This is a genomic window from Emticicia oligotrophica DSM 17448 (genome assembly GCF_000263195.1).
In the GTDB taxonomy this organism is placed as follows: domain Bacteria; phylum Bacteroidota; class Bacteroidia; order Cytophagales; family Spirosomataceae; genus Emticicia; species Emticicia oligotrophica.
In genome coordinates this window covers 839,701-855,474 of record NC_018748.1, presented here as the reverse complement: position 1 = coordinate 855,474, position 15,774 = coordinate 839,701, and the positions used below count along the sequence as shown (strand labels likewise).

Sequence of the window (15,774 nt, the reverse complement as noted above, 5' to 3'; positions counted from 1 at the left end):
GAAAAATAGATAATAATTTTGATGTATTTTTTGCATTTTTACCTTTAAATTCTCAACTTTGTATCGGTATCAAGAATTTCTGAGAAAAATCTCAGAAAACCAACCGAGTCAAAACACTACGGTGGTCAAAAAGATGCGGACTGTTCTTAAGTCAAAAATGTTTTATTTTGCTCTTCCAGAATTCCGCGAAATAGTTTCAAGTCGATGTAATCGACCTAATAAATCATTAACTAAAAACACATTTAGGATTTATGCCTTATTTATTCACTTCTGAATCTGTATCGGAAGGGCACCCAGACAAAGTAGCCGACCAAATTTCAGACGCCCTCATTGATAATTTCATGGCGTTTGACCCAACCTCTAAAGTTGCTTGTGAAACACTTGTAACAACCGGACAAGTGGTATTGGCAGGTGAGGTAAAAACAAAAACATATTTAGATGTTCAAAGCATTGCTCGTGATGTAATCCGTAAGATTGGTTATACAAAATCGGAGTATATGTTTGAGGCAAATTCTTGTGGAATCCTTTCAGCTATTCACGACCAATCGGCTGATATCAACCAAGGTGTTGACCGCAAAACTGCCGATGATTTCGAATCAAAAGCTAATGCACAAGGTGCTGGTGACCAAGGTATGATGTTTGGTTATGCTACTCGCGAAACCGAAAACTATATGCCTTTGGCTTTAGATTTGGCACACACGATTCTTCAAGAAATGTCGTACATACGTAATAACGAACCTTCATTGATTGGTTATTTACGTCCTGATGCAAAATCACAAGTAACAATCGAATATTCTGATGATAACGTTCCGCAAAGAATTGATACTATCGTAGTTTCTACGCAGCACGATGATTTTGCTGAAGACGAAACGATGTTAGCAAAAATCAAAGAAGATGTAATCAATATCGTTATTCCAAGAGTAAAAGCTAAGTTGAAACCTGAGTTACAAGCTCTGTTCAATGACCAAATTACTTATCATATTAATCCAACTGGTAAATTTGTAATCGGTGGCCCACACGGAGATACAGGTTTGACAGGTCGTAAAATCATCGTTGATACATACGGTGGTAAAGGTGCTCACGGTGGTGGTGCATTCTCTGGAAAAGACCCATCAAAAGTTGACCGTTCGGCAGCTTATGCTACTCGCCACGTTGCTAAAAACTTGGTTGCTGCTGGCCTTTGCGATGAAGTACTTGTACAAGTTTCTTACGCAATTGGTGTAGCAAAACCTTGTGGTTTGTTTGTAACAACTTATGGCACTGCTAAAGTTGATATGACTGACGGTGAAATTGCACAAAAAGTAGCTGAAATCTTCGATATGCGTCCGTACGCTATTGAGCAACGCTTAAAATTACGTAACCCAATCTATTCAGAAACAGCGGCTTATGGCCACATGGGACGTAAAAACGAAGTTGTTACAAAAACTTTCAAGAGCCCAGATGGTAGCGAGATAACTAAAGAAGTTGAGCTATTTACATGGGAAAAACTTGACTACGTTGACGCCGTAAAAGCTGCGTTTGGTTTGTAATTTCTAATGATTTAGATATATAAAAACGGAAGTCGAAAGGCTTCCGTTTTTTGTTTGTAGTAATATAAGTTTCTAACTTATGATTTCTTCCCAAACATTCCCCTAAAACACTTTGTTCGAGTTTTAAAAAAGAATGAGTAATTTTGCTGTAAAACTATCAAACTGAATGAAACTTAACCATCAAAGTAAATTTATAATACTGAGTTTTTGCTATTTATTTACACTTACGGCATTAGCTCAAAGCATCAAACCTACAAATCCTCCTCAAAACCAAATCCCTCAAGCTCAAACAACTAAACCAACGGTTTATTCAATTATCGAACAAGTGCGTAAAAAACATGCACCTGATAAACGAGTAGCTTACTTTCAGGTAGAATTAGATTCTAATCGAATTATTGGTAAAACTAATTTGCCCGCAGCTAAAAAAGATTTATTAAATCGTTTAAAATCAAATGGTTATGTATTGCTTGATGCGGTAAAGCTATTGCCAGATAATGAGTTGCTTGAAAATCGTAATTGTGGAATTGCCAATATTTCGGTGCTAAACCTACGAAGCCAGCCTAAAGAGTCGGCCGAGTTGGCCTCTCAAGCATTACTCGGAACGCCGCTCAAAGTGCTCGACAAAGAACGTAATTGGTATTTGATTCAAACGCCTGATAACTACATTGGCTGGGCCGATGGCTCGACTTTTGCACGCATAACGCTAGCTCAGTTTGACCGCTATCAGGCAAATAAATTTGTAATGTTTACCAAGCCTTACGGTTTTTCTTATGCCCAAGCCGATGATAATGCTCAAACCATTTCTGACCTAACTTGGGGAAATCTTTTAGCGGTCAAAGATACCTTACAAGATTTTTACGAAGTACTTTATCCTGACGGTCGTAGTGCATTTGTTTTAAAAAAGGAAACTATTGGCCACCAAGAATGGAAACAATCCGTGAAAGCTACTGAGCAAAATCTAGTAAATACAGCTTTCAAAATGCAAGGTTTGCCTTATTTGTGGGGTGGAACTTCTTGGAAAGGCATTGATTGTAGTGGTTTTACACGAATGGTCTATCAATCAAATGGAATTTTATTACCGCGTGATGCTTCGCAACAAGTTTGGGCAGGAGAGGAAGTGCCTTTTGATAGTCTGCAAGTAGGTGATTTGTTGTTTTTTGGCGAAAAAGCTACCTCCGAAAAAGCCGAGCGTGTAGTTCACGTAGGTATGTGGTTAGGAAACAAAGAGTTTATTCATTCTTCAGGTATGGTAAAGATTAGTAGTTTCGATGAACATTCACCCCGTTATGATGCCCATAATGCCGGTAGATATTTACGTGCTAGAAGAATTTTAGGCAATGAAAAGGGGATAGTTTCACTCAAAAAATAAGTTTGACTAAAATTTTAAAATATTTGTCAATAATACACTTATTTGATTATTTTCGTAAGATAAATCCACTGTATACCATCAAAATATTCAACCAAAATATATTCATGAAAAAAACTACACTCTCATTGCTAATACTCTTGGGTATGTGGGCTTGTTCAAAGGCTCCAAAAACTTTACCCGATGAAGAATATGGCAAACTAACCGACGATGATAAACGAAAAATCGAGCATGCACTTGACGGAATTCAGGTGGCTGATTCCGACCTTGAATTGACTCTTTTTGCATCGGAGCCAATGATGATGAATCCTACTAACATGGATATTGATGCTCAAGGTAGAGTGTGGATTTGTGAAGGTTATAATTATAGAAATAAACTTAATCCGAAAAATCCTTATAACCCCAAAGGTGACCGTATCTTGATAATGGAAGATTCGGATAAAGATGGAAAAGCCGATAAAAGTCAAGTTTTTTATCAAGGCGAAGACATTAATTCTGCCCTTGGAATTTCGGTTTTAGGCAATAAAGTTATCGTTTCTTGCTCGCCAAACGTATTTCTTTTTACAGATGAAAATAATGATGGAAAGGCGGATAAAAAAGAAATCATTTTTACCAACCTCAAAGGCGTACAGCACGACCACGCAATTCATGCCTTTTCGTTTGGGCCAGATGGTAAATTATATTTCAATGGTGGGAATGAAGTAGAAACGTTAAGTGATAAAAATGGTAAAGAATTGACCGATGATTTAGGTCGCCCATTTTCTACTTATAAGCAAGGAAAAGTTTTTAGATGTGACATTGATGGCTCAAATGTGGAGATTCTAGGTCATAATTTCCGTAATAACTACGAAGTTGCCCTCGACTCATACGGTCGTATGTGGCAGTCTGATAATGATGATGATGGTAATAAGGGTGTTCGTATCAACTACGTAATGGATTATGGTAATTATGGTTATAAAGATGAAATAACTGGGGCAAGCTGGCGAGAACGCCGTACGAACTGGGAATCAGAAATTCCTCTTCGTCACTGGCACTTAAACGACCCTGGTGTTGTTCCAAATTTACTCCAAACTGGAGCGGGTTCACCAACGGGAATGATTGTCTATGAAGGAAAGCTTTTGCCCGAAAAGTATCAAAATCAAGTCATTCACTGCGATGCTGGCCCGAATGTGGTGCGTTCGTATCCTGTTACAAAAAATGGAGCTGGTTTTACAGCCACTATCAATAATATTTTAGATGGTTCAAAGCGTGACCAATGGTTCCGCCCTTCTGATGTGACGGTTGCTCCTGATGGTTCAATCTTTGTAGCCGACTGGTACGATCCAGGTGTGGGTGGCCACGCAATGGGTGATTCGGTACGTGGAAGAATCTATCGTATTGCTCCTAAGGGCGAAGCATATACAGTACCAAAATTTGATTTCACAACTGCCGAAGGTTGTGTAGAAGCCCTGCAAAATGCCAATATTTCGGTGCGTTATTTGGCTTGGACAAAACTACACTCTCTCCAAACACAAGCAGAAGAAGCTTTATTGAAACTTTGGAAAGCCGATGATTCGAGAATGCGTGCCAGAGCATTGTGGCTTTTAGGGAAAATTAAGGGAAAAGAAGCTAAATATTTACAAGAAGCAGCAAGTGATAAAGATGAAGATATTCGTATCACAGCTATTCGTTTATCGCGTGAATTGAGCATTAATAATATGGCGATGCTACAAAAATTGGCTACCGACCCATCGGCACAAGTGCGTCGTGAAGTGGCTTTAGCGATTCGCCATAAAAACACGTCAGATGCCGCCGAAATTTGGGCAACTTTGGCTAATCAGTATGATGGTAAAGATAGATGGTATTTAGAAGCCTTAGGTATCTCGGCCGATAATCAATGGGATAGTTTTTTTGCAGCTTATTTAGCAAAAGCTGGCGAGAAATGGAAAACCGAGGCTGCTGCCAAAGACCTAGTTTGGCGTAGCCGCTCGAATGATAATATATTTCGTTTAGCTGAATTAGCGAAAAATGAAAAAGATAACCTGCGTTATTTTCGTGCTTTTGATTTTCAGAATAATACTGAAAAAACAAAAGTTTTACTCGGAATGCTTGATGGAGGTAATGCTAAAGCCGATGTAATGACTTTAGTATTCAAGCATTTAGAGGTGAATAGTGCAAAAAATGACCCTTTATTCAAATCTCTTTTACCAAAAGTTTTGGCGGGCATCACTAATCCGGCTGATTACTTAGATTTAGTAAAGAGATACGAAATGAAAGATCAAAGCGAGCGACTAAGTACAATGGCTATGACTGATTCGGTTTTGGGTGGAGAAGCAGCAAAAATTCAGGTAAAACTCAATGGAATTGGGGCATTACAGCAATTAACACGCAGTAAAGATGAAGCTATTGTAAGAAAAGCAATTGGCGTTTACGGTGGGGTTGATGAGAAACCAGTAACAGATTTCTTAGTAACCCTCTTCAATAATAATAAACTTAGTTTACCAGTACGAGAACAGGCAATGTATGCCATGTATGGTTGGGATAGTGAAGAAATACTTTGGGGTTTGGTAAAAGCCAACAAGGTTTCAGAAGAGGTTTTACCAATTGCCAAAAAAATCTTGATGGGAACTTGGCACAGCGATATTCGTACGGAAGCTATGAAAATGTTTGGAGCTGATTTAGATAAAGAACTTGGCGATATAAATACTTTAGCTAAACTTTCGGGAAATGCTACAAACGGACAGAAAGTATTTAAAATGTATTGTACTGCTTGTCACTTAGTAAAAGGCGAAGGTGTTGATTTTGGCCCTGGCTTGAGTGAAATTGGTAGTAAATTATCGAAAACTGCACTTTATTCGGCAATTTTGAATCCAAGTCAAGGTATCAGCTTTGGTTATGAAGGCTTTAAAATCAAGCTTAAAGATGGCACTGAAACCGAAGGCATTGTTCTAAGTAAAACAGAAAATGATGTAAACCTTAAAGCCATCGGAAGTTCAACGCCAACTGCAATCAAGCGTTCGACAATTGTTTCGATGAAGCAAAACGAAGAATCTTTAATGCCAAAGTTTCCATTACAAAAACAAGAAATCGTTGATTTAGTGGAGTATTTAGGGACTTTGAAGAAACAATAATTCTTTCCCAAGTAAGATGATAAAGCAGGAGTATGGCAATCGTTATGCTCCTGCTTTATTTTTCTGTAGTTTTGCAGAATCTATTCTATAAAACAAAACTCTATGAAAAAAAACTTACTGAGCCTTTTCCTAACCTTGATATTTATCAATGGCCTATTCGCTCAAAATTCCACTACTTTCACCAATCCATTATTGCCGTCGGGGGCTGATCCGTACAGTTTCTACAAAGATGGTTATTATTATTATACCCATACGCAACAAAATAGGCTGACAATTTGGAAGACAAAAAACTTGGCAGATTTGAAAACTGCTGAATCGAAGACAATTTGGACTCCACCAGCAGGAACCATGTACTCAAAGGAGTTGTGGGCTCCCGAAATTCATTTTATTCAAGGAAAATGGTATATGTATTTTGCAGGAGACGATGGAGATAACAACCATCACCGAATGTATGTATTAGAAAATCCTTCGCCTGACCCAATGAAAGGGGATTGGACTTTTAAAGGAAAAGTAGCTGATGAGTTGGCTGATAAATGGGCGATTGATGGTGATGTATTTGAACATCGTGAACAATTATACATGATTTGGTCGGGCTGGAAAGGAGATAAAAATGGTCAACAAAACATTTATATTGCCAAAATGAAAAATCCTTGGACTATTACGGGCGAACGCTCTAAAATATCAGGTTCGGATTTCGATTGGGAAAAGCACGGCGATTTGAATGACCCTAATCTTCCGCACGTCAATGTAAATGAAGGCCCACAAATTTTGAAACACGGAAAAAAACTATTCATCATTTACTCTGCAAGTGGTTGTTGGACAGATTTTTATGCTCTCGGAATGCTCACCGCCGATGCAAATGCCGATTTGATGAGTCCGAAAAGTTGGAAGAAATCTCCCGAACCATTATTCAAACAATCTCCCGAAAATAAGGTTTTTGCACCAGGTCATAATTCATTCTTCAAATCGCCCGATGGTAAAGAAGATTGGATTCTTTACCATGCGAATTCCGAACCTAACCAAGGTTGTGGGAAATTCCGCTCTCCACGTATGCAAAAATTTACTTGGAATGCCGACGGCACACCGAATTTTGGCGTTCCTGTAAAAGAAAATGAGCCATTGGCCATTCCTTCGGGGTTGTAAATCTGCAGTAGGGCAATATTTCAAATTGCCAATAATTCAGAGAATAGGTCTGAAAAAAAGAAAGTTAAGATTGGTGAACTATCCGATACGATAATTTAAAAACTCGCCCAAATATAGGCTTATAATAAGTTGAAAATTATGAAAAAATATATTGCTTTCTTGCGAGGAATAAACGTTGGAAATATCCGAATTAAAATGTCTGATTTGAAAAAAGCTTTCGATGACATGGGTTTTCATAACGCTACTACTTATCTGCAAACTGGCAATGTGGTTTTTGAATCTGATAAAAATATTTCAGAAATAAAAATAATTTTAGAAAAAGTCCTTTCTGAAACCTTTCATTATCAGGTATTTGTACTACTTTATGCGTATGATGTTTTGGCAGAAATTGTAGCAAACTATCCTTTTGAACAAAATGAAGCTTCTCATGCTTATGTGATTTTTGTAGAAGGAGAGGCTGTTTCAAATGAATTATTAAGTATCGCCGAAAATGTAACAGAAGAGATTTCGGGAGGTAATACCGTTATTTATTGGAAAGTACCGAAGGGAGAGAGCTTGACTACTCCTTTTGCTAAAATCACAGCGAAAGCAAAATACAAAAGCACAACAACCGTTCGGAATATCAATACACTCGAAAAAATGCTTAAATAAACTATAATTTGGAGGACCATTTTCTAAATTGTTTGCCCTACATGGAACAATTTAAAAAATTGTTCTACATTTTCGGTACTAAAAAACTATCTTTGCAATTATTTTTTTGAAAGAATTCGACATATTATTTAAAAGATGTTTGAAAATTTAAGTGATAAGCTAAATAAAGCCTTTAAGACCCTCAAAGGGCAAGGTAGAATTTCGGATATTAACGTTGCCTCTACTGTTAAGGAAGTGAGACGTGCCTTAATGGATGCCGACGTAAACTATAAAGTTGCTAAAGAAGTTACTGACCGTGTACGCGATAAAGCCATCGACCGCAAAGTAATGATTGCCGTTGAACCAGGGCAATTATTCGTGAAAATTGTGCAGGAAGAGTTGATGGAGCTTATGGGTGGACAAGCCCAAAGTGTAAACTTGAAAGGCTCTCCCGCCGTGGTTTTGATTGCAGGTTTACAAGGTTCGGGTAAAACGACTTTCTCTGGTAAATTTGCCAATTATCTCAAAAAACAAGGTCGTCAAGTATTACTTGTTGCCTGTGATGTGTATCGTCCTGCGGCCATTACGCAGTTACAAGTACTTGGTGAGCAAATTGGTGTGGAGGTTTTTGCTGAACCAGAAAATAAAAATGCGGTAGAAATTGCAAAAAATGCCCTTAGTTATGCTAAGACTAAAGGCAAAAGTATTGTAATTGTCGATACGGCAGGTCGTTTGGCGGTTGATGAAGTGATGATGAAAGAGGTGGAAGAAATTAAAAAAGCCATCACTCCAAGCGAAATTTTATTTGTAGTTGACTCGATGACTGGGCAGGATGCAGTAAATACTGCAAAGACCTTCAATGATAGACTTGATTTTGATGGCGTTGTATTAACCAAGCTCGACGGTGATGCTCGTGGTGGTGCAGCACTTTCAATTAAAGCAGTTGTAAATAAGCCAATTAAGTTTATTTCAACGGGCGAAAAGATGGAAGCCCTCGATATTTTCTACCCAGACCGTATGGCGAGTAGAATCTTGGGCATGGGTGACGTGATTTCCTTGGTAGAAAGAGCACAACAGGCTTTTGATGAGGAAGAATCACGCCGCTTGAATAAGAAAATGCGTGAGAATAAATTTGACCTCAACGATTTCTTAACTCAATTAGAGCAAATCAAGAAAATGGGTAATATCAAAGATTTGATGGGTATGATTCCGGGGGTAGGTTCACAAATCAAAGATATTGATATCAGCAATGATTCATTCAAGCCAATCGAAGCTATCATCAAATCAATGACTCCAAAGGAGCGTTCGAAACCAGATATTATTGATGGTAGCCGTAAGAAAAGAATTGCCGCTGGTAGTGGAACAGATATTCAGCAAGTAAATAATCTTTTGAAACAATTTGACCAGATGCGTTCGATGATGAAGAAAGTAAATCAAATGCAAGCATCAGGCAAAATGAAAGCTTTCAAATAAGAATTTTTATTCTTCCAGTAAGAAGGTCAATGAGTAATTTCGCTTATTGACCTTTTTTATTTGAGAATTATTCTATATTTGTTTAGGGGTAAGATATGTTAATTAGACCCTAATTATCTTTAGGAAGTTAACAATGAAAAATCAAAAGAATGAAGCAAATAACTATATTCCTTTTTGTTTTATTAGTAAGTATCTCAGTAATTAATGCTCAAAATACCATGATTTCTGCCATTGAATTTCGCCGACATATTCATGCTAATCCAGAATTATCAACAGTTGAGAAAAATACCAGTGATTATGTTATTTCAGAGCTAAAAAAGCTAGGAATTAAGAAAATATATCAAGGTTTTTCGATGTATTCAATTTTAGCTGAAATTGAAGGAACAGAGTCTGGCCCAACGCTTTTATTTCGTTGTGAATTAGATGCTCTACCAATTCAGGAGGAAAATGATTTCGCTCATCGCTCAACTTCTGCGGGTGTTTCGCATAAATGCGGGCATGATGGTCATGCGGCATCAATGTTTCGTTTTGCTCAAAAATTAATCGAAAAACCTTTGAAAAAAGGCAAAATCTTACTATTTTTTCAATCGGCTGAAGAAATTGGTGCTGGAGCGAAAGACGCTATTGAATCGGGTATTTTCAAACAATTTAAGATAGATTATGCCTTTGCTTTTCATAATTTTGCGGGCTTCCCTATGGGTACAATCATAGCCAAAAAAGGTTTATTTACGCCATGTGTAGAAAGCGGGATTTTTGAATTAATTGGTAAAACAAGTCATGCAGCCGAACCTTCAAAAGGATTAAATCCAGCTCTTGCAGTTGCTGAGCTTATACAATATTTTGATTCTTTGAATAATCCAGATAAAAAAAGTGAGCATTTCTTTGTGGCTACTCCGATTCACATCGAAATGGGAGAAAGAGCCTACGGAACATCTGCGGGAAAGGCTTCAATTGGTTATACATTTCGCACTTGGGAAAACGAACATTTCGATGCAGTAAAAGAACAAATTTTACAAAAAGTGGCAGAAGTAACCAAAAAATATCAACTCGAATTTACTGCTAAATGGCTCGAAACGTTCAATGCCAATAATAATAGTGCTACTGCCTATAATGAAATAAAAGCAGCCGCCAAAAAGCAAAATCTCCAACTAATAGACCTTGAAAAACCATTCGAATTTGGAGAAGATTTTGGCCTTTTTACCAAAAAATATAAAGGGGCTATGTTTGGAATTGGTTCGGGTATTAACCAACCACCACTACATAGTTCAACCTTCGATTTTCCTGATGAATTGCTTGAAATCGGTAGCGATATGTTTTATCAAATTGCAGAACAAATCATGAGTAAATAATCATTTCTTTGCGTAATAGTAAAGATACGTTGTTTCTGTTGAGTTATCTGGGCGTTCGCTGTTTGTAAAATATCCTTTATTATCTTTATCGAAGCAAAATCCCTCTCCTTGAGGCTCTTTGGTATAAGGAAGAAGTTTATCACGATTCCGAGAGAGTGTCGCAGCTATGCTTTCACCGTCTTTTCTATGCCAGTAGTAGAGGGCATCGTAATTCCGAAGAACAATTTCTTTTCCATCGGTTGAAATGCCGCCACTTGTGATAATCAAATAAGGGATAGATTGGATGAATTTTGCGGTTTGAAATTCTGTGGTAGATTGAGGGTAGGGTAGTTGATAAATCCTGACATTAAACTCTCGCTTCGTAACAATATAAATATCTTTTGTGGCTGGGTCGAGTAAAATACATTCTGCATCACGGCTTCCATCGGGGTATTGAAAAGCAATTCGGTCGAAATTTGTCACTTTTTCAGACAAAGATTGCGGTTCTAAAAAGCGGTATATATAATATTGGTTATTGTATGCTGCATTATTATCACCAATTTCAGCTAGATAAATATAGGTCTTACCCGTTTCTGGCCCTACGCCAATGCTAATATCTTCCCAATCACGATTTGGAAAAGGCATTTGGATATTTCCTTTATATTCTCCTGTATGTGAAAATTGATGTAATAGATTTGGGTTATCGCCATCTTCTTGTACCCATACATTACCTGGCATACTTCTACTATCGGCCACGCCCGATGCTTCATTGGCAATATTGGCGGGTAAAGGGTAGCTTTTTGGAGTACTTACAAAATCAGGGATGATGTCTGTCGTAGGTGTAGGAGTACTACCAAACCAGTCGCAACTACAAATAATGAAAGAAATAACTATGAAAAAAAGGGCTTTGGGCATGCGAGTTATGAAATGAAATGGCAGATTGCGATTGGTAAAGATGTTATTGTTATCTCGGTAGTTGTATTATACTTTTAGCAACGTAGATGTTTGAGTATTTATGATATTAAAATTCAATTTTCTGACTTCTAAATGATTTTTTCTCTCCTTCCATTTTTTTGCTTTTTAATCTTTTCTCTACGGCTCCCCCAGAAGGTTTAGTGGCTAAGCGTTTTTTCTTTTCTTGAAGGCCTTTTTCCAATGTCTGATAAAACTTCTTGATAACCAATTCTTTATTTTGTAACTGACTTCGTTTTTCTTGTGCTGAAATACTCAAAATACGCTCCTGCACAAGCTGATTTTTCAGCCGTTCTAACAATTTAGTCTTTTGTTCATCGGTCAATAACGTAGAGGCGGCAATATCAAAACGTAACTCTACCTTTGTTTCTACTTTATTAACGTTTTGCCCACCCGGGCCTCCACTTCGAGAGGTCTGAAATTCAAGTTCAGGCGTAAAATCTATATTTTTTATATCTATTTTCATTGTTTATATGCAAAATAATTCATCTGCTTTAGCTAAAACAAGAGGGTCTTTTTTAATTTATCCTTGTATTACATTGCCAAGCAGCCCTGCAATTTTCTTCACTACCTCTTTCATTTGCATCATTTGCATCAAAATTTGGTCTTGTTCTTCGTATGTTTGGGCTGTTTCTAATTGTTTAGCTAATTTTTTCATTTCTGACTCGTAGCGAGTCTTTTTTAATCGTAATACATTAGTATAAGCCAAATCTGCTAGTTTATCGGTTTCTGAAGGAATGTATATATCCTTTTTTAACCAATTTTCGCTGAGTTGATGTGGGGTAGAAAGCCAATTGATAACTGTTTGCTGGATTTCATTATCTTGATGGCTCGTAAAGAGTGAAGTATCAGGAATTTGCTGACTTTTGTACGCATCTCTAAAAACCGAGAGGATTTTTTCGTAGGTGGGTGTCTCGAAAATCATATCTCTGATTTCATTGAATACGTAATCAGCCAAGGTAAAATCTATGTTTTCAACAACATTTCTCTCTAAAACATGAGCTCCGTAACAAACTAAAAGTCGAGCACATTCTTCTTCCTGATAGGAAAGAGGCGAACGCTTATTTTCGGCTTTTTCTTCTTGTATTGGTAAGGGTACTTGTTCGGTTCTTTCCACCAAAATATCAATATCCCCAACTTGTTGCGTTTGGGTTCGATTTTGTCTTTGGCGTTCTTTTTCAGAATCAGCTACTTTTTTGAGCGAAATTTTATTGCCTTCGGTTACTAAAATTTGCTCCTCAATTCCCATCAAATTAGCCACTTCTTGATAGAAGACACTTCTTTTGATTGAGTCTGGAATTTTAGAAATAGTTTCAACCAAATCTTTAATTACTTCCGCTCGTTTGATAGGGTCATTGCCCGCATCTTTAAGCGAAATTTCGGTCTTGAAACGAATAAAATCTTTCTGTGTACGATTGACGTATTCACGAAATGCTTGGCTACCAACCTTTTGAATGAAACTATCGGGGTCATCTCCATCAGGGAAAACGACAGCTTTTACGTTTAGTCCCTCTTCAAGAATGATATCAATTCCACGTAGTGATGCTTTGATACCCGCAGCATCACCATCATAAAGCACAGTAATATTACTCGTAAAACGCCTAATCAACTGAATTTGCTCCTTGGTAAGCGATGTCCCCGAAGATGCTACTACATTTTCTACGCCTGCTTGGCTCAGTGAAACCACATCAGTATAGCCTTCTACCAGATAACAATTATCTTCAATACGAATCGGATTCTTGGCTTGCTGAATACCATAAACAATATAACTTTTATGGTAAACGGCCGTTTCGGGCGAGTTTAAGTACTTAGGAGCGTTGGGGTCTTTTTTCAGAATCCTTGCACCGAAAGCAATTGGTTTTCCACCTACATTATGAATCGGGAAAATCACTCTTCCTCTAAATCTATCAATCGGGTCTTTGCCTTCTTTGATGATGCTTAGTCCAGCTTTTTCAAGAATTTCAAGCGAAAAACCATTACGAAGAGCGTGTTTCGTGAAAGCATCCCAGCCATCTGGGCTATAACCTAGTTCGAAACGCTGAATCGTGGTGTGGTTAAAGCCACGTTCTTTGAAATAACTTTGTCCAATGCTTTGTCCCTCGGGTGTTTTCCAAAGCTGCTCTTGGTAATATTTACTCGCAAATTCTAAAACAATGTATAAACTTTCTTTTTCGTTTTGGGCTTGTTGTTGTTCGCTGGTAACTTCTTTTTCGGTTACTTCAATGCCATATTTTTTTGCTAAATGCTTCAAAGCTTCGGGGTATCCGATACCTTCAATATCCATCACAAAACGCACCGAGTCGCCTGCTTTTCCACAACCAAAACATTTGTAGATACCTTTGGCTGGCGAAACATAAAACGAAGGTGTTTTCTCATTATGAAAAGGGCAACAGGCAATCATGTTTGCTCCCCTTTTTTTGAGAGAAACATACTCGCCAATAACTTCTGTTACATCGGCGGCTTGAATAATCTGTTGAACTGTTTCTGGACTTATTCGCATAATGCAATTTACTCAGTACTTAATCAAAATGACACATTTTGTGTTACTTTTGTTCCTAAAAAACAAAGGTACGGTGGAATTTTATACTTTTATTAATATTGGCGGAACAATTGCCTTTGCGGCATCGGGTGCTTTGGCGGGTATTCGAAAAAAACTCGATATTTTTGGCTTGGCAGTTATGGCTTTTGTAACCTCAGTTGGGGGAGGCACCTTGAGAGATATTTTAATTGGGCATTTGCCTGTTAAATGGATTCTTGATTCATCCATTGTTTTACTAATAGCAGGTGTAACACTAATAACGGTATTGTTTAAAAATAGAATCGGAAGATTGGATAAAACACTCGCTTTTTTTGATTCGTTAGGTTTGGGTTTCTTTACTCTTCGAGGTATTCAAGAAGGAATAGCCATACATTTAGATATTCCTTCTTGTCTTATTTTAGGCACTGTTACCGCTTGTTTTGGTGGGGTTATTCGTGATATTTTATTGAACGAAATACCCACACTTTTTCGCAAAGAAATTTATGCTACTGCTTGTATTTTAGGGGGTGTGGTATTTTTCTTGCTACAAAAAACCAATATTTCTGCTCAAATAATCGAGTTTATTACAATTTTGAGTGTTTTCGGGATTCGTGTCATTGCCATGAAAATGGATATTTCTTTACCCAAAATAGATTAAAAAAATCTGACTGCTATCGTTTTAATCGAGCCAAATAAGCAAAGGTGCTGAGGCCAGATAAGAGTGTAATAAGGCACAAGCCTAAATGCTGAATTGGCGGTTTTAGTACCCAAATAGCCCCAATAAATTGTACGATAAGAATGACGTATAAGAATGTAGCAACAGCTTTTCTTGGAAGTTTACTAACTACAAAAGAACCTAAGGGTGCGAAAAAAGCTACAAACGGAATACAAGCAAGCCACATTTCAAATGCTTCTTGCTGGAAATCACCAATTACTGCTCCGTGGATAAAAAAGCCAAAAATTGTTTCGATGGTCATAATGATAACCGATGAAGGAACCGCCACTTTTTCATCAATTCGGTAATAGATTGTCATTAAACAAAAAGTGAAAATATTAATTCCAGTACCAAAAATAGATGAAATTACTCCGCCAATAAATCCAAATATAATGAGGCGAAACATATCTGAGCGAATAAAATTCTGAATCTTATCGAATACTTCTCGATGTGGTTGATTATTTTCATACCATAGAATTAGCCCAAAACTCAACCACAGTGAAACGAAAAAAAGTTTGGCTAATGGTGGAGAAATGAGAGGTACAATATAATAAGTTCCAAAAACTAATCCGAAAAGGCCGCCAAACGTGACATACTTAATATAGCTCCATTCTACTTTAATTTTTAGCCCAATAATAAGTAATGAGGCCGAAGTCATACCAATGCTTTGAATGGCAAAAGCAAAGTTTCTGGCTACTGATGGCGATATTTTTAATAGTAAAGTAAAGACAGGGTAAGCAATGGCCGCACTTCCTTCAGGACTTGAACCCGCAATGAATGAACCAAAAATCATAGTTAATACAGCGGCCCAGTGCTTTTTGAATACAAAAAAGCTATCGGTAGTTGTTAGATAGTAGAAAAGGCTACTAAGTACTATTACCAGAAAACCAATGTATAAAAATGGAATTTTGTTTTGTGGTTGTTTAGAGACGGACATATAAAAATATCTATTACTTTTGTAGAAGTGATTCACAAATTTAGTAGCAATAA

The 15,774-nt window shown here is 37.4% G+C and carries 12 protein-coding genes and 1 riboswitch; of the genes, 8 read left to right on the top strand and 4 right to left on the bottom strand.

The window, feature by feature from the left end; genetic code table 11:
* Positions 1-61 precede the first annotated feature (61 nt).
* Positions 62-169: riboswitch (SAM-I-IV-variant riboswitch) on the top strand.
* Between the two features lie 82 nt (positions 170-251).
* From metK to EMTOL_RS03630, 7 genes are all read left to right on the top strand, one after another.
* Positions 252-1,529 carry a methionine adenosyltransferase gene (gene metK, locus EMTOL_RS03660; protein WP_015027917.1) on the top strand — a complete coding sequence of 426 codons (1,278 nt, stop codon included), beginning with the start codon at positions 252-254 and terminating at the stop codon, positions 1,527-1,529.
* A gap of 166 nt (positions 1,530-1,695) precedes the next feature.
* Complete coding sequence (locus EMTOL_RS03655; RefSeq protein ID WP_015027916.1) at positions 1,696-2,898, top strand: C40 family peptidase; 1,203 nt, start codon at positions 1,696-1,698, stop codon at positions 2,896-2,898.
* Positions 2,899-3,002: 104 nt separating this feature from the next.
* Positions 3,003-6,005 (top strand): PVC-type heme-binding CxxCH protein, encoded by a 3,003-nt coding sequence (locus tag EMTOL_RS03650; RefSeq protein WP_015027915.1) that lies wholly within the window; start codon positions 3,003-3,005, stop codon positions 6,003-6,005.
* A gap of 102 nt (positions 6,006-6,107) precedes the next feature.
* Positions 6,108-7,148: a glycoside hydrolase family 43 protein gene (locus tag EMTOL_RS03645; protein ID WP_015027914.1), complete on the top strand. Its 1,041-nt coding sequence runs from the start codon at positions 6,108-6,110 to the stop codon at positions 7,146-7,148.
* 138 nt (positions 7,149-7,286) lie between these two features.
* Positions 7,287-7,799, top strand: coding sequence for a DUF1697 domain-containing protein (locus EMTOL_RS03640; RefSeq protein ID WP_015027913.1), 513 nt, complete (start codon positions 7,287-7,289; stop codon positions 7,797-7,799).
* A gap of 135 nt (positions 7,800-7,934) precedes the next feature.
* A complete protein-coding gene (ffh, locus tag EMTOL_RS03635) occupies positions 7,935-9,251 on the top strand; it encodes a signal recognition particle protein (RefSeq protein ID WP_015027912.1) in 1,317 nt (438 codons plus the stop codon).
* A 149-nt stretch (positions 9,252-9,400) separates the two neighbouring features.
* A complete protein-coding gene (locus EMTOL_RS03630) occupies positions 9,401-10,600 on the top strand; it encodes a M20 metallopeptidase family protein (protein ID WP_015027911.1) in 1,200 nt (399 codons plus the stop codon).
* Here the strand turns inward: EMTOL_RS03630 and EMTOL_RS03625 are convergent, their stop codons facing one another.
* From EMTOL_RS03625 to dnaG, 3 genes are all read right to left on the bottom strand, one after another.
* Positions 10,601-11,494: a hypothetical protein gene (locus EMTOL_RS03625; protein ID WP_015027910.1), complete on the bottom strand. Its 894-nt coding sequence runs from the start codon at positions 11,492-11,494 to the stop codon at positions 10,601-10,603. It lies immediately after the preceding gene.
* Positions 11,495-11,600: 106 nt separating this feature from the next.
* The gene (arfB, locus tag EMTOL_RS03620; protein WP_015027909.1) at positions 11,601-12,017 is read right to left on the bottom strand and encodes an alternative ribosome rescue aminoacyl-tRNA hydrolase ArfB; all 417 of its coding nucleotides are present in this window, start codon (positions 12,015-12,017) and stop codon (positions 11,601-11,603) included.
* Positions 12,018-12,074: 57 nt separating this feature from the next.
* Positions 12,075-14,051 (bottom strand): DNA primase, encoded by a 1,977-nt coding sequence (gene dnaG / locus EMTOL_RS03615; RefSeq protein ID WP_015027908.1) that lies wholly within the window; start codon positions 14,049-14,051, stop codon positions 12,075-12,077.
* Positions 14,052-14,079: 28 nt separating this feature from the next.
* Here dnaG and EMTOL_RS03610 point away from each other — a divergent pair, with 28 nt between their 5' ends.
* Complete coding sequence (locus tag EMTOL_RS03610) at positions 14,080-14,727, top strand: trimeric intracellular cation channel family protein (RefSeq protein ID WP_015027907.1); 648 nt, start codon at positions 14,080-14,082, stop codon at positions 14,725-14,727.
* 13 nt (positions 14,728-14,740) lie between these two features.
* Here EMTOL_RS03610 and EMTOL_RS03605 read toward each other — a convergent pair whose 3' ends face one another.
* On the bottom strand, positions 14,741-15,721 hold the full coding sequence (locus tag EMTOL_RS03605; protein ID WP_015027906.1) for a sulfite exporter TauE/SafE family protein: 981 nt from the start codon (positions 15,719-15,721) through the stop codon (positions 14,741-14,743).
* Positions 15,722-15,774 lie beyond the last annotated feature (53 nt).